Source organism: Roseococcus suduntuyensis (genome assembly GCF_014196305.1).
GTDB lineage: Bacteria > Pseudomonadota > Alphaproteobacteria > Acetobacterales > Acetobacteraceae > Roseococcus > Roseococcus suduntuyensis.
In genome coordinates, this window is the sequence record NZ_JACIDJ010000005.1 from 162,578 (window position 1) to 181,827 (window position 19,250).

Annotated in this window: 20 protein-coding genes and 4 tRNA genes; 22 read left to right on the forward strand and 2 right to left on the reverse strand. The window is 69.9% G+C overall.

The genetic code is table 11. The features are described 5' to 3' along the window. Positions 1–17: 17 nt before the first annotated feature. The 10 genes from GGQ83_RS14535 (at position 18) to GGQ83_RS14580 (ending at position 10,995) form a co-directional block, all read left to right on the forward strand. Positions 18–1,367 carry a peptidylprolyl isomerase gene (locus GGQ83_RS14535; RefSeq protein WP_184385255.1) on the forward strand — a complete coding sequence of 450 codons (1,350 nt, stop codon included), beginning with the start codon at positions 18–20 and terminating at the stop codon, positions 1,365–1,367. Next, positions 1,351–2,220 (forward strand): 16S rRNA (adenine(1518)-N(6)/adenine(1519)-N(6))-dimethyltransferase RsmA, encoded by an 870-nt coding sequence (rsmA, locus tag GGQ83_RS14540; protein ID WP_184385257.1) that lies wholly within the window; start codon positions 1,351–1,353, stop codon positions 2,218–2,220. Before GGQ83_RS14535 ends, rsmA begins: the two co-directional genes overlap by 17 nt. A gap of 20 nt (positions 2,221–2,240) precedes the next feature. Beyond that, positions 2,241–3,128 (forward strand): MBL fold metallo-hydrolase, encoded by an 888-nt coding sequence (locus tag GGQ83_RS14545; RefSeq protein WP_184385259.1) that lies wholly within the window; start codon positions 2,241–2,243, stop codon positions 3,126–3,128. A gap of 84 nt (positions 3,129–3,212) precedes the next feature. Continuing rightward, complete coding sequence (locus GGQ83_RS14550) at positions 3,213–3,395, forward strand: hypothetical protein (protein ID WP_184385261.1); 183 nt, start codon at positions 3,213–3,215, stop codon at positions 3,393–3,395. A gap of 593 nt (positions 3,396–3,988) precedes the next feature. After that, positions 3,989–4,969 carry an RluA family pseudouridine synthase gene (locus GGQ83_RS14555; RefSeq protein ID WP_184385263.1) on the forward strand — a complete coding sequence of 327 codons (981 nt, stop codon included), beginning with the start codon at positions 3,989–3,991 and terminating at the stop codon, positions 4,967–4,969. Beyond that, positions 4,966–7,263: an AsmA family protein gene (locus tag GGQ83_RS14560; RefSeq protein ID WP_184385265.1), complete on the forward strand. Its 2,298-nt coding sequence runs from the start codon at positions 4,966–4,968 to the stop codon at positions 7,261–7,263. Before GGQ83_RS14555 ends, GGQ83_RS14560 begins: the two co-directional genes overlap by 4 nt. A gap of 101 nt (positions 7,264–7,364) precedes the next feature. After that, complete coding sequence (locus tag GGQ83_RS14565) at positions 7,365–8,066, forward strand: ATP12 family chaperone protein (protein WP_184385267.1); 702 nt, start codon at positions 7,365–7,367, stop codon at positions 8,064–8,066. After that, positions 8,063–8,338, forward strand: a complete 276-nt coding sequence (locus GGQ83_RS14570) for an acylphosphatase (protein ID WP_184385269.1) — start codon at positions 8,063–8,065, stop codon at positions 8,336–8,338. The genes GGQ83_RS14565 and GGQ83_RS14570 overlap by 4 nt, the downstream gene beginning before the upstream one ends. Before the next feature lie 234 nt (positions 8,339–8,572). Continuing rightward, positions 8,573–9,934 (forward strand): DEAD/DEAH box helicase, encoded by a 1,362-nt coding sequence (locus tag GGQ83_RS14575; RefSeq protein WP_184385271.1) that lies wholly within the window; start codon positions 8,573–8,575, stop codon positions 9,932–9,934. 107 nt (positions 9,935–10,041) lie between these two features. Then, positions 10,042–10,995, forward strand: a complete 954-nt coding sequence (locus GGQ83_RS14580) for a D-2-hydroxyacid dehydrogenase (RefSeq protein ID WP_184385273.1) — start codon at positions 10,042–10,044, stop codon at positions 10,993–10,995. Here GGQ83_RS14580 and lipB read toward each other — a convergent pair. Further along, positions 10,989–11,657 carry a lipoyl(octanoyl) transferase LipB gene (lipB, locus tag GGQ83_RS14585; protein ID WP_184385275.1) on the reverse strand — a complete coding sequence of 223 codons (669 nt, stop codon included), beginning with the start codon at positions 11,655–11,657 and terminating at the stop codon, positions 10,989–10,991. The two genes, GGQ83_RS14580 and lipB, sit on opposite strands and share 7 nt — an antisense overlap. A gap of 49 nt (positions 11,658–11,706) precedes the next feature. On the opposite strand from lipB, the gene GGQ83_RS14590 reads away from it, so the two are divergent. From GGQ83_RS14590 to nusG, 8 genes are all read left to right on the forward strand, one after another. Beyond that, positions 11,707–11,792 (forward strand) — tRNA-Leu (locus GGQ83_RS14590). Positions 11,793–11,818: 26 nt separating this feature from the next. After that, positions 11,819–13,000: a polysaccharide pyruvyl transferase family protein gene (locus GGQ83_RS14595; RefSeq protein ID WP_184385277.1), complete on the forward strand. Its 1,182-nt coding sequence runs from the start codon at positions 11,819–11,821 to the stop codon at positions 12,998–13,000. A gap of 24 nt (positions 13,001–13,024) precedes the next feature. Continuing rightward, a tRNA-Tyr gene (locus GGQ83_RS14600) sits at positions 13,025–13,107 on the forward strand. Positions 13,108–13,182: 75 nt separating this feature from the next. Further along, a tRNA-Gly gene (locus GGQ83_RS14605) sits at positions 13,183–13,256 on the forward strand. A gap of 74 nt (positions 13,257–13,330) precedes the next feature. Next, positions 13,331–14,518 (forward strand): elongation factor Tu, encoded by a 1,188-nt coding sequence (gene tuf / locus GGQ83_RS14610; RefSeq protein ID WP_184385279.1) that lies wholly within the window; start codon positions 13,331–13,333, stop codon positions 14,516–14,518. A 56-nt stretch (positions 14,519–14,574) separates the two neighbouring features. Next, positions 14,575–14,651: transfer RNA gene (locus GGQ83_RS14615), tRNA-Trp, on the forward strand. 93 nt (positions 14,652–14,744) lie between these two features. Continuing rightward, positions 14,745–14,936, forward strand: a complete 192-nt coding sequence (gene secE / locus GGQ83_RS14620) for a preprotein translocase subunit SecE (protein ID WP_184385281.1) — start codon at positions 14,745–14,747, stop codon at positions 14,934–14,936. A gap of 23 nt (positions 14,937–14,959) precedes the next feature. Further along, a complete protein-coding gene (gene nusG / locus GGQ83_RS14625; protein ID WP_184385283.1) occupies positions 14,960–15,496 on the forward strand; it encodes a transcription termination/antitermination protein NusG in 537 nt (178 codons plus the stop codon). Positions 15,497–15,538: 42 nt separating this feature from the next. Here the strand turns inward: nusG and GGQ83_RS14630 are convergent, their stop codons facing one another. Beyond that, the gene (locus tag GGQ83_RS14630) at positions 15,539–16,420 is read right to left on the reverse strand and encodes a DMT family transporter (RefSeq protein WP_184385285.1); all 882 of its coding nucleotides are present in this window, start codon (positions 16,418–16,420) and stop codon (positions 15,539–15,541) included. Between the two features lie 257 nt (positions 16,421–16,677). On the opposite strand from GGQ83_RS14630, the gene rplK reads away from it, so the two are divergent. From rplK to rplL, 4 genes are all read left to right on the forward strand, one after another. Further along, the gene (gene rplK, locus GGQ83_RS14635) at positions 16,678–17,112 is read left to right on the forward strand and encodes a 50S ribosomal protein L11 (RefSeq protein WP_184385287.1); all 435 of its coding nucleotides are present in this window, start codon (positions 16,678–16,680) and stop codon (positions 17,110–17,112) included. Between the two features lie 12 nt (positions 17,113–17,124). Next, a complete protein-coding gene (gene rplA / locus GGQ83_RS14640; protein ID WP_184385557.1) occupies positions 17,125–17,814 on the forward strand; it encodes a 50S ribosomal protein L1 in 690 nt (229 codons plus the stop codon). 289 nt (positions 17,815–18,103) lie between these two features. Then, a complete protein-coding gene (rplJ, locus tag GGQ83_RS14645) occupies positions 18,104–18,619 on the forward strand; it encodes a 50S ribosomal protein L10 (protein ID WP_184385289.1) in 516 nt (171 codons plus the stop codon). Between the two features lie 147 nt (positions 18,620–18,766). Beyond that, positions 18,767–19,141 carry a 50S ribosomal protein L7/L12 gene (gene rplL / locus GGQ83_RS14650; RefSeq protein ID WP_184385291.1) on the forward strand — a complete coding sequence of 125 codons (375 nt, stop codon included), beginning with the start codon at positions 18,767–18,769 and terminating at the stop codon, positions 19,139–19,141. The last annotated feature ends 109 nt before the right edge of the window (positions 19,142–19,250 follow it).

Here is a 19,250-nt window from a genome sequence, read left to right on the forward strand (position 1 = left end):
CTATGACGGCAGCCGACATGCGCCGCACACCGACACCCCGCCCCAACTTCCTCCGCTGGGGCCCCGCCCGGATGGCCGCCCTCGGCCTGGGTGCCGCCCTCGCCCTGGGGGTGGTGGCCAGCCCCACCGCCGCCCAGCGCGCGCCCGCCGCCCAGGCGGCGCCCGGCAACATGAACCGCATCCTGGCCGTGGTGAACGGCGATGTGGTGACGCAGATGGAGGTCGCCTCCCGCGCGCGCCTCTTCGCGCTCAACATCGGCATGGCCGGCGGGCAGGAGGCCATCACCCGGCTGGAGCCGCAGATGCTCCGCCTGCTGATCGATGAGCGCCTGCGGATGCAGGAGGTGCAGCGCCGCGGCATCCCGGTGAGCGACCAGGACATCCTGGAATCCATCACCGACATCGAGCGCCGCAACAACCTGCCGGCGGGAGCGCTGGTGGCGCAGTTGCAGCGCATGGGCGTGCAGCCGCGCGTTCTCTACGACCAGATCCGCGTGCAGATCGGCTGGGGGCGCCTGCTGCGCCAGGGGCTGGGCGACCAGGCCCAGGTCTCCGACGCCGAGGTGGCGGAGCTCATCGCCGCCCGCCGCGCCCGCACGGGCGTGCCCGAATTCCTGGTCGCCGAGATCTTCATCCCGGTCGAGAACCCGGATGTGGAGGCCGAGACCCAGCGCTTCGTGCAGGAGATCATCAACCAGCTCCGCCGCGGCTCGCCCTTCCCGGTGGTCGCCACGCAGTTCAGCCAGGCGCAGTCGGCGCTGCAGGGCGGTGACCTGGGCTGGGTGGTGCCCGAGCGGCTGGACCCGGAGGTGGCTGAGATCGTCACCCAGATGCCGCCCGGCGCCATCAGCAACCCGGTGCGCGTGGCCGGCGGCTTCCAGATCGTGACGCTGCGCGCCCGGCGCGAGGCGGGGCAGGCGGCCCAGGTCTCCACCATGGTGTCGCTGCGGCAGATCTTCCTGCCCTTCGCCGAGCGGCTGGACCCGAACAACCCCACCGACCAGCAGCGGGCCACCCTCGACCGTGCGCAGCGCCTCCAGGGTGCCACGCGCGGCTGCGCGGCGGCCGAGGCGCTGCCCCGCACCAGCGACCGTCCGCTGGACCCGGGCGCCATTCGCCTCGAAGGCGTGAACCCGCCCCCGCTGCGCCAGGTGCTGGCCTCCCTGCCCATCGGCCGTTTCAGCGAGCCCCTGATCGCCCCCGATGGCATCCTGCTGCTGATGGTCTGCGGCCGCGAGCGCCAGGAGGAGGAGCAGTTCACCCCCGAGATCGCGCGCCAGACCATCCTGCGCGACCGCGTGGAACTGGTCGCGCGGCAATTGCAGCGGGAACTGCGCCGCCGCGCCATCATTGACCAGCGCGTCTGACGCGGCGGGGGCGCTGACCCCGCTTGGCGAGGTCGTCCGCCGGTTCGGCCTCGATGCGCGCAAGGCGCTGGGCCAGCATTTCCTGCTGGATGAACCCGTGTGCCGCCGCATCGCCCTGCTGCCCGGCGACCTCTCGGGACGGCACGTGCTGGAGGTGGGACCCGGGCCGGGTGGCCTGACCCGAGCGCTGCTGGCGCACCCGCTGGCGCACCTCACCGCGGTGGAGCTGGACGAAAGGGCGCTGGCCGCCCTGGCCGAGGTGGAGGCGGCGCATCCGGGCCGGCTGACCGTGCTGCGGCAGGATGCGCGGCACTTCGACGGCGCCACGCTACTGCCGGCCCCCCGTCAGGTGGTGGCGAACCTGCCCTACAATGTCGGCACGCCCCTGCTGGTGGGTTGGCTGCGCGAGGCCGCCGCCTGGGAACGCTTGACGCTGATGTTCCAGGAAGAGGTCGCCTTCCGCATCACCGCCGCCGCCGGCACGGAGCATTACGGGCGGCTGGCCGTGCTGTCGCAATGGGTGGCGTCCTGCTCCATCGGGCTGCGCCTGCCGCCGGGTGCCTTCCGTCCGCCGCCAAAGGTGCATTCAGCCGTGGTGGTGCTGACACCCCATGCCGAACAGCCGCCGCCTGAACTCTTCCGCGCGATGGAACGCATCACCGCCGCCGCCTTCGGCCAGCGCCGCAAGATGCTGCGGGGCGCGCTGAAGCCGCTGGGTGGCGCGGAGGCGCTGCTTTCCGCCTGCGGCATCGCGCCCGAGCGCCGGGCGGAGGAATTGCCCGTGGCCGCCTTCGACGCGCTGGCCAGGGCATGGCTGGCGCGCGGCGAAGAGGCAGGCCAAGCTACCCCCTGAAGCAAAGGGGGAATGACGCCATGAAGCGGCTGCAACTGGGCGATGTGAGCATCACGAGCCTGATCGAGCGGGACGGCCCCTGGCGCACCCCGCAGGAATTCTTCCTGGGGTGGAACGCCGAGGCGCAGGCCGACAACATGGCCGGGCTGGAGCCCGAGGTCTTCGACCGCGCCAGCGGCAAGATGGTCATCACCTACCAGACCTTCGTGGTCCGCACGCCGAAGCATGTGATCCTGGTGGACACCTGCACCGGCGAGCACAAGGGCTACCCCCCGCCCATGGACTTCCCCAAGCAGCCCTGGATGGACGCGCTGACCGCCGAGGGCCTGGCGCCCGAGGATGTGGACTACGTCTTCTGCACCCACCTGCACATCGACCACAGCGGCTGGAACACCAAGCTGGTGGACGGGCGCTGGGTGCCCACCTTCCCCAACGCCAAGTACATCTTCCACAAGGGCGAATACGCGGCCTGGGAGGCGCTGGACGCGCAGGGCGTCGAGAAGGCCGGCGGCGCGGGCGGCGTGTGGCGCATGAACTGCCTGCCCATCGTGGAGGCCGGCCAGGCCCTGCTGGTGGATGAGAGCTACACGCTGGATGACTGCCTCAGCCTGATCCTGACGCCGGGGCACACCCCCTGCCATTGCTGCGTGAAGATCGAGAGCCGCGGGCAGCGCGCCATCATCGCGGGCGACATGATGCACCACCAGCTGCAGTGCACGGACCCCTCGCTCTCCACCATCTTCTGCTGGGACCCGAAGCAGGCCGAGGCCTCGCGCCGGCGGGTCTTCGAGGAGGTGGCGGACACGCCCACCCTGATGCTGCCCATCCATTTCGCGAACCCGACGGTGGGGCGGCTGAAGGGGAAGGGGGGCAGCGGGTTCCAGTGGGAATTTCTGCGCGAGGCTTAGTAGCGGCGTGCCTTCTCTCTGCCCCGTGCAAAAGGACACTCCGCCGGGTGGATGCAGTTCCGTTCACCTTAGCTGGAGAAGCATATGGAGTGGATGACCGCTACAGCACAATCCTTATTGGCATTTTTGTCTCACGTCTCGTCCATTTTCGTGCCGACCGTCATCGCTGGATTTGTAGGAGCGTTCGGTAATTATTGGTTGACCGGTCGCGCAGAAAAGAAAAGAAAAGAAGCGATGCAGGCGCACGATATCTTGCACTTCGTATAGCGGTTATTTTGGAAAAATTTGCAATCGAGTGTGCCGATCGTATTGGCGAGACAGAGTTGGCGTGGAGTTCAGGTGGTCACGTGGGCAGAGAGCATGTCGGGCTGCCAACGCTGACTCCGTTTCCAGCGGAAGCCGAGTGGAAGAGCCTAGATGGCGCGTTAGCGAGTCGCGCGCTCACTCTCCCCAACGACTTACTGCTCGCGTCGCTTCGAATATCGTTTGAGTGGGAGGTTGGAGATAATGATGATGTGGCGGTCGAGTGCTCGGCCAGACGGCGTTGCATGGTTTTCGTGCTCTAGGACTAGCGACTGAGCTAAGACTCAGATATAAATTGCCAAAATTTGACCCCCCCCAAAGCCTAACTGGGACATCGGAAAATTCTTAAGTGAAGCCAATACGAAGGCTCAAGCTGCTTGGGACAAAAACTAAATAGCGTAAGACATTTATCTGAAAAGTCCTATTTGGATAGTCACTTGATCCGCTATATCGATACTTGATCTCATCGGTAGTGAATAAACTTAGCGGCCTGCGTCGGGCCAGGTCGGCCATTCGCCCAGGAGGCCATACCCAAGAAACCTGCTAAACCCCTCCCCATGTCCGTCGCCACCCTGACCGTCCCGCCCGCCGAGGCGGAAACCCGCCTCGACCGCTGGCTCCGTCGCCGGTACCCCGCGCTCACCCAGGGCGCGCTGCAAAAAATGCTTCGCACCGGGCAGATCCGGGTGGATGGCAAGCGCGCCGAGGCCAACACCCGCCTCGCCGCCGGGCAGGAGGTGCGCCTGCCCCCCATGCCCGACACGCCCGCGCCCAAGGCGGAACCTCGCCCCATTCCAGAGGCCGCGGCGCGCGAACTCCAGGCCCGCGTCCTCTACCGCGACGCCAGTGTGATCGTCCTGGACAAGCCGCCGGGCCTGGCCGTGCAGGGCGGCCCCGGCATCACGAAGCACCTGGACGGCATGCTGGACGCGCTGGCCTATGACGGCGAGCGCCCGCGCCTGGTGCACCGGCTGGACCGCGACACTTCGGGCGTGCTGCTGTTGGCCCGCACGGTCCAGGCGGCCGCCTTCCTGGCCAAGGCCTTCCGCGGCCGCGACGTGGAAAAGACCTACTGGGCCGTGGTGGTGGGCGAACCCCTGCACCACGCCGGCAGCATCGAGATGCCATTGACCAAGGAGGGCGCCGCCGGGCGGGAGCGTGTCGTCGCCGCCCCACCCGGCGCGCGGGGGCCGGACGTGGTGCGCTCCACCACCGATTACCGCCTGCTGGACGTGGCCAAGCGCCGCGCCGCCCTGCTGGAGATGAAGCCCCACACCGGCCGCACCCACCAGCTGCGCGTCCACTGCGCCACCGCGCTCAGCACGCCCATTCTGGGCGATGGCAAATATGGCGGGACGGCCGCGCATCTGGAGGGGCTGTCGGGCAGTTTGCACCTGCACGCCCGCGCCCTGCGGGTGCCGCACCCTGATGGCGGGGTGCTGGAGGCCATGGCCGCGCCCCCGCCGCACATGGAGGAAACCATGCGCTTCCTGGGCTTCGACAACCCCGCCCCCAAGCCGCCCCGGCGCCTCGCATGAAGAAGTTTCTGATCGGCCTGCTGGCCGTGGTCGTCGCGCTGCCGCTGCTGGCGGTGGCGGGCTTCATGCTGTTCTTCGACGCCGATGCCTTCCGCCCGCGCGCCGAACGCGCGGCGAGCCAGGCGCTGGGCCACCCCGTCCGCATCGAGGGGCCGCTCACCCTGCGCCCCGCATTGACGCCCAGCCTCGGCGCCAGCCGCATTACGGCCACCGGGGCCGATGGCGCGCCCATCCTGTCCATCGAGGATGCCACGCTGCGCCTAGCCATCCTGCCCCTCATCGGCGGGCATGTGGAGGTGGACCGCCTGGAGCTGACCGGCGGCGTGCTGCGGCTGGACGCCGCCGCCTGGGCGCGCGCCGCCGCGCCGCAGGCCGCCCCCCCCGCGCACACGCCTGCCGAGGCCCGCGAGCCCATGACGCTCGACCTGCGCGCGGCGCGGCTGGCGGATTGGCGCGTGACCCATGGCGGCGAGACCTTCACCCTGGCCGAGGCGACCCTCTCCAGCCCCTCGACCGGCGCGCCGCTGGCCCTGGCTGCGCGCGGCGAATGGCGGGCCACGCCGCTGGTCCTGGAAGGGGAGGTGGCCCCGCCCCAGGCCTGGATGGGCGCGGGCGAGGCCCCCTTCGCCGTCACGCTCTCGGCCGCCGGCGCCCGGCTTTCCCTGGAGGGGCAGCGCCGCGGCGCCACCGTGCAGGGTCGCGTCTCGGGTGAGATCCCGGCCCTGGCCGCCCTCTCGCCGCTGGTCGGGCGGCCGCTGCCGGCGTTGACCGGCGTCTCCCTGCGCGCCGAGGGCGGGCTGGGCGAGGGGCCGCCCCGCTTCAGCAATCTGGAAGGCCGCGCCACCGGGGGCGAGGCCATGGGCATCACCCTCGCCGCGCTGGAAGCCCGGCTGCCCGCGCTGGATGCGCCGCTGGAAGGGACGGCCCGCCTGACCTGGCGTGGCGTCCCGCTGGAGGTCGCGCTGCGCGCCCCGCCCGCCGCCCTCATGGCCGGCGGCTCCGCCGAGGTCACGGCGCGAATCGTCTCCGGCCAGGCGGTGATGACGGTCGCCGGTAACTGGCCGCAGGCGCTGCGGCTGGAGGCGGATGTGCCGGAACTGGCCGCCCTCTCCCCCTTGGCGGGGCGGGCGCTGCCGGCGCTGACGGGCGTCGCGCTCCGCGCCGATCTGGCGCCGCGCGGGCAGCAGGGCGTGTCCATTCCGCGCTTCACCGCCGAATCCTCGGCGGGCGACCTGGGCGGCGCGCTGGAACTGGGCTGGGCCGACCGGCCTCGCGTGACGGGGCAGGTGCAGTCGCGGCGGCTCGATCTCGGCGCGCTGCGCCTGCCGCCCGCCCCGGCGGGGGTGCCCGCACCGGTCGCGCCGGCTCCGGCCCCCGCGGAGCCGGCGCGGCTGATCCCGGCCACGCCCCTCGACCTCGCCTTCCTGCGGGATTTCGACGCCGACCTGCGCTTCACCCTGGCCGAGCTGGTGCAGCCCGGCCTGACAGCCACGGCGGTCGAGGGCCGCTTCGTGAACGCGGCGGGCGAGGCGCGGCTGAACCCCTTCGCGGCCAATGTGCCGGGCGGGCGGCTCATGCTGCGCGTCGCGGCCGATGCGCGGGGGCAGGTGCCGCTGGTGCAGGTCTCGGGAGGCGGGCAGGGGCTCGACCTCGCGGCGCTGCTGGCCTTCATCGGCACCCAGGCGCCCACGGGCGGCCGGGCTGATCTCGAGATGGACCTGCGCGGGCAGGGGGGCGATCTGCGCGCCCTGGCCGCGACGCTGACGGGGCATCTCGGCCTTGCCGTGATTGACGCCCGGCTGGGCGGCGGGCTGGGCCAGACCTTGCAGCAGCTCACGCCGCTGCTGGCGCCTGGCGCGCCGCTGGCCTGCCTCGCCTTCCGCACCGATGTGGAGCAGGGGCTGGCGCGGGTGACGACGCTGTTCCTCGACGGCGCGGCCGGCCGCGTGGCGGGGGAGGGGACCATCCGCCTCTCCGACGAGGCGCTGGCCATGCGGCTGCTGACCGATTTGCGTGTGGCCGGGCTGCGTGTCCGCGCCCCGGTGCCGGTGACCGGGCGGCTGATGGCGCCCCGGCTGGAGGGGGCGGGCCTCATCGCCGGTGCCCTGGGTGGCGGCGGCATGCCCTCGCTGCCCGATTGCGCCACCACGCTGCGGGTTGCCCGTGGCGGGCGGGACGGGCCGTTGCCCGCCAACCCCACGCCCGCGCCCGCCGACGCCATGCCCTCCGAGGGCGGCATCCCGGGTGCGCCGCCCGCGGTGAACGAGCTTTTGCGCGGTTTCCTGCGGCGTTAGGCCGTGATCCACCTGGGTGGATCACGGCCTCGCATTGTTTCAGCGACTGATTCACCGCTCCGGCGATTCCGCCTCCGCGGATCAGACGCTAGGATGAGCGCATGAAGCGTTTCTGGGACCATGCCTCCGTCGTGACCGCGGCGGAGGGTTTCGCCGTGCATCTCGACGGCAAGCCGGTGCGCCTGCCCGGCGGTGGCACGCTGGCGGTGCGGACCCGCCCGCTGGCCGAGGCGCTGGCCGCCGAATGGCAGGCGGCGGGTGGCGCCCGAGATGGCGAGATGAGCTGGGAGGATGTGCCCCTCTCGCGCCTGATCGGCACGGCGGCCGAGCGCATCGCCCCCGCGCCGGAGGCCACCATGCTGGCCATCGCCAAGTATGGCGAGACGGACCTGCTCTGCTACCGCGCCGAGGACCCGGTACTGGCCGCCCGCCAGCATTCGGGGTGGCAGCCCTGGCTCGACTGGTCGGCCGAGGTGCTGGGCGCACGGCTGGCGGTGACGGACGGGCTGATGCCCGTGGCGCAGGAACCCGTGGCCCTGGCCGCCCTGGCGCGGGCGGTGGCGCGGCTCGATCCGCTGCGGCTGTCCGCGCTGGGCGTTCTGGTGCCGGCCCTGGGCAGCCTGGTGCTGGGCCTGGCCGTGCAGCGCGGCGCGCTGGCGGTGGAGGAGGCGCACCGCCTCTCCATCCTGGATGAGCTGTTCCAGGAGGAGCGATGGGGCCTCGACTGGATGGCCGAGGAGCGGCGCGAGAAGGTGGCGACCGATTTGCGCCTGGCCGTCCGCCTGCTGGAGTTGGCGCCGTGACGGCGTTGCGGTTGCGAATCGCCGGCCGTGTGCAGGGGGTGGGCTTCCGCGATTGGCTGCAGGGCGAGGCGCAGCGGCATGGGCTGTCCGGTTGGGTCCGCAACCGGGCCGATGGCTCGGTGGAGGCCTTGCTGGCGGGTGAGACGCCGGCGGTGCAGGCCGTGGTCTCAGCCTGCCGGCTGGGGCCGCCGATGGCGCGCGTCACCGCCATCGAGGAAAGCTTTGCGGAACCTCCGGGCGAGCCTGGATTCCAACGTCTTCCAACGCTGTAATCTCAAAAGCGCTTGCATTTTCTGCTGCAATGCATCATGTGAGCCCGGTCAGCGGGGAAGCACCCCGCCCGGATCCGGCCGCGTGAGCGGCGCCGCGCCACGGTTCTCATCGTGACGCCCCAGGCAGCCGAACTGCCGGATTCCCGATGCTTTCTCCCGGATCAGCCCAGCCACGCGGGGTGTCCACCCTGAACTTCGCGGCCCGTGACGCGGCGCCGCGCTGCTGGATTTATCATGACCACTTTCGCTGAAATGAACCTCAACCCGCTGCTGCTGCGCGCGCTGGAAGAGGCCGGTTACACCACCCCCACCCCCATCCAGACCAAGGCCATCCCGACCGTGCTGTCGGGCCGTGACGTGCTCGGCATCGCCCAGACCGGCACCGGCAAGACGGCCGCCTTCGCCCTGCCCATCCTGCACCGCCTGGCCGAGACGCCGGGCCGTCCGCCCAAGGGTGGCTGCCGCGTGCTGGTGCTGAGCCCGACGCGCGAACTGGCCAGCCAGATCGCCGACAGCTTCAAGACCTATGGCAAGCACATGGGCTTCTCCGTCGCCACCATCTTCGGCGGCGTGGGCCATGCGCCCCAGCAGCGGGCGCTGGCCCGCGGCGTGGACGTGGTGGTGGCCACCCCCGGCCGCCTGCTGGACCACATGAACAGCCGCGCCGCGCGCCTGGATCACACCCAGATCCTGGTGCTGGACGAGGCCGACCAGATGCTGGACCGCGGCTTCCTGCCCGCCATCCGGCAGGTCGTCCGCGCGGTGCCGGCCGAGCGCACCACGTTGTTCTTCTCGGCCACCATGCCGCCCGACATCGCCAAGCTCGCGGCCGACATGCTGCGCGAGCCGGTGCGGATCGAGGTGACGCCCGTCGCCACCACGGCCGAGCGCGTCAACCAGCGCTGCATCATCCTGGAAGGCGGGCAGAAGCGTGCCACGCTCGCCAAGCTGCTCAAGGAGGATGGCGTGGGCCGCGTGCTGGTCTTCGCCCGCACCAAGCATGGCGCGGACAAGATTGTGAAGTCGCTGGAGCAGGATGGCCTGCAGGCCAATGCCATCCACGGCAACAAGGGCCAGTCCCAGCGGGAACGTGCCCTGGCCGAGTTCAAGTCCGGCCGCGCGCCCATCCTGGTGGCGACCGACATCGCGGCGCGCGGCATCGACGTGCCGGACGTGACGCATGTCATTCAGCACGAGCTGCCGGAAGTGCCCGAGACCTATGTCCACCGCATCGGCCGCACCGCGCGCGCCGGCGCTTCGGGCCAGGCCATCGCGCTGGTGGCGCCGGACGAGATCGGCCTGCTGCGCGCCATCGAGCGCACCACGCGGCAGAAGATCGACACCTCGGACATCCGCACGGACCGCTCCCGCCCGCTGGATGACCGCGCCACCCCCGCCCGCCCGCAGCGTGGCCGCCCCGGGCCGCAGCGCCCGGCCAAGCCCGCCCCCAGGGGGGAATCGCGCGGCGAGGCGCGCGGCGACCACCGGGAGGAGCGCAGCTCCGCCCCGCGCAGCTTCGTGAAGCCGGCGGGCAGCGAGGGGCGCCGCCGTCCGGGCGCGCCGCAGCAGCGCGGCTTCCTTGCGCGCGGTCCCTGAGTTGGTCGCACGGGGCTGATGGCGTGACCTTGAGCGACTGATTCACCGCTCCGGCGTTTCCGCCCCCGCGGATCAGGCGCTAGCCTGGGCAAAACCCAGGAGACGTCATGGCCCCGCTTCTGCTTCTCTGGCACGACAACACCGCCCCGTACCGCCGCGCCTTGGAAGAGGCCGGCGTGGCGGGGCGTTTCCGCATCCAGGAGCTGAAGCGGGCCGAGGCGCCTGACGCCGCCCTGCTGGCCGAGGCCGAGGGGCTGCTGGCCTGGGGCGCCCCGCCGGGCTTGCTGGCGCAGATGCCCAGGCTGCGCTGGGTGCAGGCGCTGACGGCGGGCGTGGAGAATTGGATCGGCCGGCCTGATCTCGCTGCCGGCGTGACGCTGTGCTGCGCGCGCGGCACCCACCGCGTGCAGATGCCCGAGAACATCCTGGGCGCGCTCTTCCACATCACGAAGCCCTATCACGCCGCCGCCATGGACCAGCGCGAATCGCGCTGGACGCGGCGCATTGCCAGCACGCTCGCGGGTCGGACGCTGGGCATTCTGGGCCTGGGCGCCATCGGCGTGGAACTGGCGCGCAAGGCGGCCGCGCTGGAGATGCGCGTCATCGGCACGCGCCGCAGCCCGGGCGCCGTGCCGCATGTGGAGCAGGTCTTCGGGCCGGACGAGACCGATGCGGTGCTGGCGCAGTCCGACTTCGTGGTGCTGTTGCTGCCCGCCACGCCGGAGACCGACAACCTGATGAACGCCGCGCGAATCGGGCGGATGAAGCGCGACGCCTGGCTGATCAATTTCGGCCGCGGCTCCGCCATCGTGGACGAGGACCTCGTCCAGGCGCTGAAGGAGGGCGTGATCGCGGGCGCGGTGCTGGATGTCTTCCGCGAGGAACCGCTGCCCCAGAGCCACCCCTTCTGGACCACGCCCAACTGCGTGGTGCTGCCCCATATCGGCGGGCTGCACCCAGAGCGCGACAAGGTGGTGGCGGCCCTCTTCGCCGAGAACGCGCGGCGCCTGCTGGCGGGCGAGGCGCTGTCCCAGGCGGTGGACCCGAAGCTCGGCTACTGAGCGGCCAGCGCCTCGGGCGCCTCGCCGAACACCTCGTCCCAGGCGGCCTTCAGCGCGCTGTCCAGCTCCTCCATGCTGGCCAGCACGCCGAGGTCGTGCAGGCTGGTCACGCCATGCTCGCGGATGCCGCAGGGGATGATGCCGCCGAAATGGCCGAGGTCGGGCTCCAGGTTCAGCGCGATGCCGTGCCAGGACACCCAGCGGGTGACGCGCACGCCGATCGCGCCGATCTTGCTTTCCAATCCACCGGGCTTGACCACCCAGATGCCGACGCGTCCCTCGCGCCGCTCGCCGCGGATGTTGAAGCGACCCAGTGCCTGGATCATCCATTCCTCCAGGCCATGGACATAGGCGCGCACGTCGCGGGGCTTCACCGTGCCATGCGCCCGCGTCAGGTCCAGCATGACATAGGCGGTGCGCTGACCGGGGCCGTGGTAGGTCCATTGCCCGCCGCGCCCGGCGGCGAAGGCGGGGAAGCGGGTCTCGACCAGCTCCTCGGGCTTGGCGCTGGTGCCGGCGGTGTAGCTGGGCGGATGCTCGACCAGCCAGACGCATTCCGGGGCCGTGCCGGCGCGGATGGCGGCCACGCGGGCCTCCATCGCGGCCAGCGCCTCGGGGTAGGGGGTCAGGCCCTCGGAGATGGTCCAGGAGAGATTTGTCATCGGGTCAGTTGAACCGGGCGGGATCATGCGCTACAGCCCCCACCGCGTCGCGGTCATGGCGGAATGGTAGACGCGCTAGCTTGAGGTGCTAGTGGGGGCAACCCCGTGGAAGTTCGAATCTTCTTGACCGCACCATTCCCTGCCCGAGGGGGCCCCCCTGGATGCATGTCTTCGTCCTCAATGCCGGCGCCTCCGTGCGGACCGGGCTGGCGGGGGCGGAACTTCGCATCCCCGACCCCGAGGCCTTCTTCGGCGCGCGCGGCATCAACACCGGCGACTTGCTGGTCTATGACGCGACGCTGCGCCACCTGGCCGCCACCAAGGTCACGCAGCTGGGTTTCGCCGCGGCCGGCGAGCGGAAGCACTGGCCGAAGGAACAGCCGGACATCACGATCATCCGCGGCTCCAACTACCTCATGGAGGGGTTGGAGTTCGGCCATGTGGTGCCCCTGCTGCGGCACCTGACCGGGCCGGTGGTGGCACTGGGGGTGGGCGCGCAGGCCGCCTCCTACCGCCGCCTGAGCCTGCCGGAAGGCTCGGTCGCCTTTTGGCGCCTGGTCGCGGAGAAGTCCGCGAGCCTGGGTGTGCGGGGCGAGTATTCGGCCGAGGTGCTGGCCGCGCTCGGCATCCACAACACGCGCATCATCGGTTGCCCGAGCTTTTACCGATCCGGCGCGCCCACGCGTCCCATCCGTCCCGTGCAGGCCCGTGCGGGACGGCTGGGCCTGACGCTGAACCGGCACCTGCAGGGCGAATACACGCCGAGCCAGGGCCTCTCCCAGATCGCGCAGCGGCGCCTCCTGGCCGAGGTGGCCCGGCGCCCCGGCAGCCGTCTCTACGCCCAGGGCGAGCGGGAGGAGATGCTGCTGGCCCTTGGCGCGCCCACGCGACGCGCGGAGCGGCTGCGGGAGGTGCTGGGCCTGCACGGCCTCGCGGACGATCCCCGCGTGGCGCAGCTGCTGGGGCGACACATGGCGGCCCATATCGACATCGAGAGCTGGGCCGAGGATCTGGCGGCCCATGTGGACGTGGTGCTGGGGCTGCGGCTGCATGGCAATGTCATGGCGCTGCAACAGGGCATCCCCGCCATTCCCATCGTCTATGACACCCGCACGCGCGAGATGGCCGATTTGTTCGAACTCCCCGCGATCGAGATGCAGCTCGCCGGCGCCATGGATCTGGACGTGATGCTGGAGGGCGCGGATTTCGCGTCTTTCGAGGCGGCCTATGCGCGCAATTTCACGATCTACCGCGCCTTCCTGGAAGAGAACGGCCTCGCGCATCGCCTTGGCGCGGAGGTGGCGCGGCAGCCCGCATTGACAGGGGGCGGCGAAACCGCTTGAAGGCGTCCGCTCTCGCCCGCGTGCGGAGGGGTGCCCGAGTGGCTAAAGGGGACGGACTGTAAATCCGTTGGCTTGCGCCTACGCTGGTTCGAATCCAGCCCCCTCCATATTCCCGGCGCGAGCAGCGGGTGCCGTCCCGAACGGGGTGGCGCTCCTGGCGTGATGCAGGCGTCCGCCTCGGCGCGGGTGTAGCTCAATGGTAGAGCACCAGCCTTCCAAGCTGGCTACGGGGGTTCGATTCCCCTCACCCGCTCCAGGGTGATGCTCCCGCTGAGTGGCGCTCGCGCGGATGCGGTTTCAGGAACGATCATTCGCGGAGCGGGACCACAGATGGCCAAGGCGAAGTTTGAGCGGAACAAGCCGCACTGCAACATTGGGACGATCGGCCATGTGGATCATGGCAAGACGTCATTGACGGCGGCTATCACGAAGACGCTGGCGAAGACGGGTGGTGCGACGTTCACGGCGTACGACCAGATCGACAAGGCGCCTGAGGAGCGTGCGCGCGGGATCACGATCTCGACGGCGCATGTGGAGTACGAGACGGCGAACCGTCACTACGCACATGTGGATTGCCCTGGCCACGCGGACTACGTGAAGAACATGATCACGGGTGCCGCGCAGATGGACGGCGCGATCCTGGTGGTGTCGGCGGCGGACGGCCCGATGCCGCAGACGCGCGAGCACATCCTGCTGGCGCGGCAGGTTGGCGTTCCCGCGCTGGTGGTGTTCCTGAACAAGATGGACATGGCGGACCCCGACCTGGTCGAGCTGGTGGAGATGGAGGTGCGCGAGCTGCTGTCCTCCTACCAGTTCCCTGGCGACGACATCCCCATCATCAAGGGCTCGGCTCTGTGCGCGCTGGAAGACAAGCAGCCTGAGATCGGCGAGCAGGCGGTTCTGGCGCTGATGGCGGCGGTGGACAGCTACATTCCGCAGCCCGAGCGCGCGATCGACCGTCCGTTCCTGATGCCGGTCGAGGACGTGTTCTCGATTTCGGGTCGCGGCACGGTGGTGACGGGCCGCGTGGAGCGCGGCGTGATCAAGGTCGGTGAGGAAGTCGAGATCGTGGGCCTGAAGGACACGGTGAAGACGGTCGTCACGGGCGTTGAGATGTTCCGCAAGCTGCTGGACCAGGGCCAGGCGGGCGACAACATCGGCGCGCTGCTGCGCGGCACGAAGCGTGAGGATGTGGAGCGCGGTCAGGTTCTGGCGGCTCCGGGTTCGATCAAGCCGCACGCGAAGTTCAAGGCCGAGGCGTACATCCTGACGAAGGAGGAGGGCGGCCGGCACACGCCGTTCTTCACGAACTACCGCCCGCAGTTCTACTTCCGCACGACGGACGTGACGGGCGTGGTTCAGCTTCCCGAGGGTGTGGAGATGGTGATGCCCGGCGACAACGTCTCGATGGACGTGGAGCTGATCGCGCCGATCGCGATGGATGAGGGCCTTCGTTTCGCGATCCGCGAGGGTGGCCGCACCGTGGGTGCGGGCGTCGTCGCCAGCATTTCGAAGTAAGGCCCGCTTGCGGCGCGGCCGCGCAGGGGGGATAACCCCCGGCGCGGTTGCCGCGGAGGGGTGTAGCTCAATTGGCTAGAGCGCCGGTCTCCAAAACCGGAGGTTGGGGGTTCGAGACCCTCCACCCCTGCCAGATTTGACCTGCTTGGCGGCGGCACGTTGCACAACGGCCGCCGTCATGCTTTCAGAGGCCGTATATTGCGGCGACGTTTCAGGACACAGCACCTTGGCCAAACCCGACCCCGTCCAGTTCGTCCGGGAAGTGCGGCAGGAGACCTCCAAGGTCACCTGGCCGACACGCAAGGAGACGCTCATCACCACTGGCCTGGTGCTGGCCCTGTCGGCGCTCGCGGCGGTGTTTTTCCTGATCGTGGACCAGATCATCCAGCTCCTGATGGGCTGGGTGTTCGGTCTGTGACAGCGCAAGCGGGGTTCAGGCCAATGGCCGACAAGCGTTGGTATGTGGTGCATGTCTATTCGGGCTTCGAAAAGAAGATCGCCGAGCAGATTCGCGCGCAGGCGGCCAAATCCGGCCTCGCGGACCGGATCGACGACATCCTGGTGCCGACCGAGCAGGTGACCGAGGTGCGCCGCGGCCAGAAGGTGGACGCCGAGCGCAAGTTCTTCCCGGGCTATGTCCTGGTGAAGATGGAAATGACCGACGACACCTGGCACCTGGTGCGAGACACGCCCAAGGTCACGGGCTTTCTCGGCGCGCGCAACAAGCCCCAGCCCATCACCGAGGCCGAGGCGATGCGCATCGTCAACGCCGTGCAGGAGGGGGCCGAGAAGCCCCGCCGCCCCGCGGTGCTCTTCGAGGTGGGCGAGCAGGTGCGCGTCTCCGACGGCCCCTTCACCAGCTTCAATGGCACGGTGGAAGAGGTGGACGAGGAGAAGGGCCGCGTGAAGGTCAGCGTCTCCATCTTCGGCCGCTCCACCCCGGTGGAGCTGGAATACGGGCAGGTCGAGAAGCTTTAGCCGAATTGCCGGCCGCGCTGCGGCCGGCTTACCCGGCTGTGGTTATGCCGGCCGCCGCCGCGTCTGGCTCCAGCCGATATACAGCCCCGCCCCGCAGATGATGGCGGCCCCCAGCCAGGTCATGCTGTCGGGGAATTCGGTGAACAGCAGCCAGCCCACCGCCACCGAGCCCAGCAGTTGGAAATACTGGAAGGGCGAGATGATGTTGGCCGGCGCATAGCCGAAGGCCCGCGCCACGCAGTAGTGGCCGAGCGCCCCCAGCACCCCCACCCCGATGAACAGTCCAACATCGAGCAGGCTCGCGGGCGTCAGCCAGACGAAGGGCAGTACCACCAGCATGCCGAAGCCGCCCACGAAGGCGGAATAGAGGGCGGAGGTCTCCGGCGAGTCGGAGCTTGCGATCTGGCGTGTCAGGATCTGGTAGACGCCATAGGCGGTGGCGCTGGTCAGGATGAACAGCGAAGCCCAGTGGAACAGCGCCGTTCCGGGCCGGATCACCACCAGCACGCCCACGAAGCCGATCAGCAGCGCGATGACGCGGCCCCAGGTGGTCCGCTCCTTCAGCATGGGCCAGGCCAGCAGGGCCACGATCAGCGGCGCGGCGAGCGAGATGGCGGCCGCCTTGGCCAGCGGGATGAAGGCGATGGCGTAGAAGAAGCAGAGGTTGGAGGTGAACAGCATGGAGGACCGCGCCAGCTGCAGCCCCGGCCGCTTGGTGCGGAACAGCGCCAGCCCCATCCGCGGCATGAAGAGCGCGGACAGGAACAGGATGTGCCCGAAGGCCCGCGCCCAGGAGATCTGCAGCGAGGAGTAGTCCTGCCCCAGAAGCTTCGCGAAGCCTCCCATGACGGGGAACAGCAGTCCCGCGGTGACCATGAAGAGGATGCCGACGAGGATGCGGGATGGGGGGGCGATGCTACTCACCGCCGCAGGATGGGGCCGGGGCGCGCGCCGCGTCCAGGGCAGGGGGGGTGGATGCGACCCATGCGCGCCACGAGGGGCACGCATTCCGGGCCGCCGCCAGGGATGGACAGACCTCGCGTTCCGCGCTACGCGCCCCGCTTCAACCCCGGTGGCCATGCCGCCGGGGTGGAGAAACGCGGGAGGTCGCCCTCGCCCCACTTGGCGGGGGGCCGCTGGCACCGCGGGTCTCTCACAACGCGAGAGGACTGAACAGGTTCATGGCAAAGAAGATCGCAGGCTACATCAAGCTGCAGATCCCGGCCGGCAAGGCGAACCCTTCGCCGCCGGTGGGCCCGGCGCTGGGTCAGCGCGGGCTGAACATCATGCAGTTCGTGAAGGAATTCAACGCGGCGACGCAGCAGATGGAGCCGGGCACCCCGACGCCCGTCGTCATCACCGCGTACACGGACCGCACCTTCTCCTTCATCACGAAGACCCCGCCCAACACCTACTTCCTGATGAAGGCGGCGAAGATCGAGAAGGGCAGCAACACCCCCGGCAAGGGCGCCATGGTGGGCCGCGTCACCAAGGCGCAGCTGCGTGAGATCGCCCAGGTCAAGATGAAGGACATGAACTGCACCGACGTCGAGAGCGCGGTGCGGATGCTGGCCGGTTCCGCCCGTTCCATGGGCATGACCGTGGTGGAGGGCTGAGCCGTGGCAAAGATGACCAAGCGCATGAAGACCCTCTCCGCCCAGGTGGACGGCGCCAAGCTTTACCCACTGGAGGAAGCCATCGCCCTGGCCAAGGCCAATGCGAAGGCCAAGTTCGACGAGAGCATCGAGATCTCGATGAACCTCGGCATTGACCCGCGCCATGCCGACCAGATGGTCCGCGGCGTGGTGGGCCTGCCCAACGGCACCGGCAAGTCGGTCCGCGTGGGCGTCTTCGCCCGTGGCCCGAAGGCTGAGGAGGCGCTGGCCGCCGGCGCCGACGTGGTGGGCGCCGATGACCTGGCCGCCGCCGTGCAGGAAGGCAAGATCGACTTCGACCGCTGCATCGCGACGCCGGACATGATGGCGCTGGTCGGTCGCCTCGGTAAGGTGCTGGGCCCGCGCGGCCTGATGCCGAACCCGAAGCTCGGCACCGTCACCATGGACGTGAAGGGTGCCGTGACCGCCGCCAAGGCCGGCCAGGTGGAGTTCCGCGCCGAGAAGGCGGGCATCGTCCATGCCGGCATCGGCAAGGCGAGCTTCGACGCCGACAAGCTGCTGGACAACGCCCGCGCCTTCGTGGACGCCATCCAGAAGTCGCGCCCCACGGGCGCCAAGGGCAGCTATGTGAAGAAGGTGGCCGTGTCCTCCACCATGGGGCCGGGCGTGAAGGTGGATGTTTCCACCATCGGCGCGGGCTGAACGGAATTCGGCCGGGGCCTTCGGGGCCTGGCCGCGCAGGCGGGGGTTCTCCCCCGCCGATCCTGTCGGAGATTGCAGGTGCCGCCCGGCGACGGGCAGCTTGAAGGGGTCCGCCCCGCCCGCATGAGACGGGGAACCGAGATGCCATTCCTGGGCCATGGGCCTGGGCAATGATGGCTTGGCTTTCCGGCAACGACAGGCGAACGGGGTGGAGGGAATGGTCCCGCCACCCCCGTGTGAACCGGCCGGCGCCCTTCCACAAGGTTCCGGCCACCGACGGAGACGTGAATTGGACCGCACGGAAAAGCGCGCGTTCGTCGAGTCCCTGGTCGGCGTCTTCGGTGAGACATCCTTCGTGCTCGTCGCCCAGAACAAGGGGCTGACGGTCGCGGCGGTGGATGATCTGCGCCGGAAGATGCGGGCCGCGGGCGCGACGTACAAGGTCGCGAAGAACCGGCTGGCCACTCGCGCCCTCGACGGCACCCGCTTCCAGGGCATCGCGCCGCTGCTGAAGGGTCCGACCGCGCTTGCGTGGTCGACGGACCCTGTGGCCGTGGCGAAGACCGCCGTGGAGTTCGCCAAGACGAACGACAAGTTCGTGATCCTGGGCGGTGCGCTCGGCACCCAGAACCTGGCCCCCGAAGGGGTCAAGGCACTGGCCGAGCTGCCGTCTCTGGAGACGCTGCGCGCGGGGCTTGTGGGTCTGATCCAGACCCCGGCCACGCGGATCGCCGGGGTGCTGCAGGCACCTGGCGGGCAGATGGCGCGGGTGCTGAAGGCCTATGCGGAGAAGGACGCCGCGTGATCCTGGCCGGGCTTTGCCCCGGCACCGGGTCGCGCGTCCTCTCCCCGCACAGGGGGCCGAGGCTGCCACCGAACACTCTGGCCCTGCCGCGTGGCGCGGTGGGGTTGTCAAGCCACAGTCAAGCTATTAAATCGAAGGAATACGCATATGGCCGATCTCGCTAAGCTCGTTGACGAGCTGTCCGCCCTGACCGTCCTGGAGGCCGCCGAGCTCTCCAAGATGCTGGAAGAGAAGTGGGGCGTTTCCGCCGCCGCGCCGGTGGCGGTTGCCGCCGCGCCGGCCGCCGCCGCCGCCCCCGCCGCTGAGGCGCAGACCGAGTTCACCGTGATCCTCGCCGCCGGTGGCGACAAGAAGATCAACGTGATCAAGGAAATCCGCACGATCACCGGCCTGGGCCTGAAGGAAGCCAAGGACCTGGTCGAGGGCGCGCCGAAGACCGTGAAGGAAAACGTGTCGAAGGACGAGGCGGACAAGATCAAGAAGGTACTGGAAGAAAACGGCGCCAAGGTCGAAGTCAAGTAATTCCCGCCGCGCCACCTTCGGCGCAGCGGTTTCTACCAGGTTGGGGCGGGTGGCAATCAGGGTCTGGTTGCCGCCCCTCTGGCTGTTTCGGGGGGCAGGGTGCCCGCTG